2 protein-coding genes are annotated in these 1,953 nt (G+C 60.6%); both read left to right on the top strand.

Going from position 1 to position 1,953, the window contains the following annotated elements:
• Positions 1 to 365, top strand: a 365-nt coding sequence (locus B5D66_RS25600) for a hypothetical protein (protein WP_159457323.1), incomplete at its 5' end; no start/stop codon positions are given.
• Between the two features lie 321 nt (positions 366 to 686).
• A complete protein-coding gene (locus tag B5D66_RS25335) occupies positions 687 to 1,772 on the top strand; it encodes a hypothetical protein (protein WP_159457322.1) in 1,086 nt (361 codons plus the stop codon).
• The last annotated feature ends 181 nt before the right edge of the window (positions 1,773 to 1,953 follow it).

Here is a 1,953-nt window from a genome sequence, read left to right as displayed (position 1 = left end):
TCGCGGAGTTCAGTGACCTGTCGTTGCCTGAGGGGATGCGGGAGGTCGGTGTGGATTCGGGGTTCGACGATTACGGGCGGGTCGTCTACTGGATCAGCTTCGTGATCGACGATCATGAGGCGGCGGAATCCGTCTGTGAGCAGACGGGGAGTTTTAATCCACTCGGTGATCGCGTTCCTGAGCGCAAACAGGAGCGGCTTCGGATCGATCCTGCGGATCTGGAGCGCTACCCGGGGCCTCCGCGTGGCTGTGAGCTTCTTGTCGGTGATTTCAGTACGGAGCTCATGGCGGTGGTCTTGTATCCGGATCCTTCGGAGGAGGGGCCGGCCAAGGTCTACATGTCGGAGTACGAGGTATCGCGGTGAGGTCGGCTCTCTGGCTGGGGTGCGGCCCCTTGCTCTCTGGCGCCACGGAACGTGGCAGCGAGAAGAACACCCCACTCCTTCAGGAGATTTCCGGATTCTCCACTGGGGAACCCCGAAGCGGGAGGAGCGGTGAGACGAAAGGGAGTGTGGTGGGGAGGGGGCACTGTGGGCGGATTGGGTCCCTAAATAGGCCTGAGGGCTCACGACAGCCCTGCCCCGTCCACCTACTCTCCTTCCGGAAGGGGGGAGAGGGAGGGTGGCGTGGGCGATTCTGGGTGGCGAGACGATCGGGGAGCGAGTTTTGTCGAGTATGCGGGACTTGTGGTACTGGTCGCCGCGGTCGCCGCCGTTCTGGTTTTCTCCGATCTCGGCGAACGCATCGCAGGTGGAATGGGTGACGCAGTGTGCCACGCTCTCTCCTTGGCGGGATGCTCTCCCGCCGTGTCGAACGCCGGTGAGGCGTCCGAGGCGCACCCGGGAACACAGCAGGCGCAGCAGCAATCGGGAGCCTTGTCGATTCAGACGGCCGATTTCACCACACCTGGAGACGGTGTCCACTTCTCGTTCGTCCATCACCCCGAAGGGGCCGAGGACGGGTTGGGAACCGATCATGATCGCAGGGACGCGGGGCAAGAGGCCGGACGGGAGCGCGAGACCGACGAGAACCGCCACCGTGACCCCCAGGAGCAGAACGGTACCGAGGGAGACGAGCCTCTAGAAGAAGGACTTGGGGAAATGGTAGTGGGCGAGAATGTGACGGAACCTGACCCACCTCCCTGGGAAGCCGCTGATCCTGGCTCGGGGGAGTGGGGGTCCGATAATTGGCCGCTGGACGACTACTTCACCAAGTCCGCCGCCGAGACGATGTCCCATGTCATGGCTGGATCATGGCCTGACGCCTCGCGTAACCTGCTCCACTATCTTGGGAATAGCGGTGACCCTCTAGAGCAGGATGTCGACCGTATGCTGGAGGAGATCCCGGAATTTCAGGGACAAGTGGATTCCATCGTATTTTACCTCAATCGGACTGCGGTTGAACGGGCTAGGTCTGAGGGAATCACAGGTCCGGTCACTTATCCGGTAAATTTTGATTGGGAGAACTTCGGATATGAGGATGGGGCTGGTGGTAATCAGAACTGGTTCTACGCCACCGGAGAGTTTGACATGAACGTGACTGGCCAAATTACCGTCTACCCCCCGGAGGAGTCGGGAGGGCAGTGGCGATACGAAGCGCGTACCCACGTAAATTACCGGGACCAGTACAACTGGGACGGGAACAAGTCCACTGACATTCTGGGATTCACGATCACCGACGAACAACTCGCTGAACTGCACAGAGCTGGAGTCGCCCAGGAATTCCTCATGTATGGTCGTTCTGAGGAACATACCTACACGGGAGAGATGTGACCGGTCCGATGCGTGTCCGTAAGGTGTTCTTGCTGTTGGCCGTTCTCGTGGTGCTCTCCGGGTGCTCGCTGGAGGATGTGATCGAGCCTCGATGGGAGGTTCCGGATCCTACGGTGTCTCCGCCTGAGGCGTCTTTGGAGGGGTTCGCGGAGTTCAGTGACCTGTCGTTGCCTGAGGGGAT

This window comes from Marinactinospora thermotolerans DSM 45154, from assembly GCF_900167435.1.
GTDB classification, from domain to species: Bacteria; Actinomycetota; Actinomycetes; order Streptosporangiales; family Streptosporangiaceae; genus Marinactinospora; species Marinactinospora thermotolerans.
Note: the sequence above shows the minus strand (reverse complement) of the source record. Positions and strands in the feature narration are given on the sequence as shown.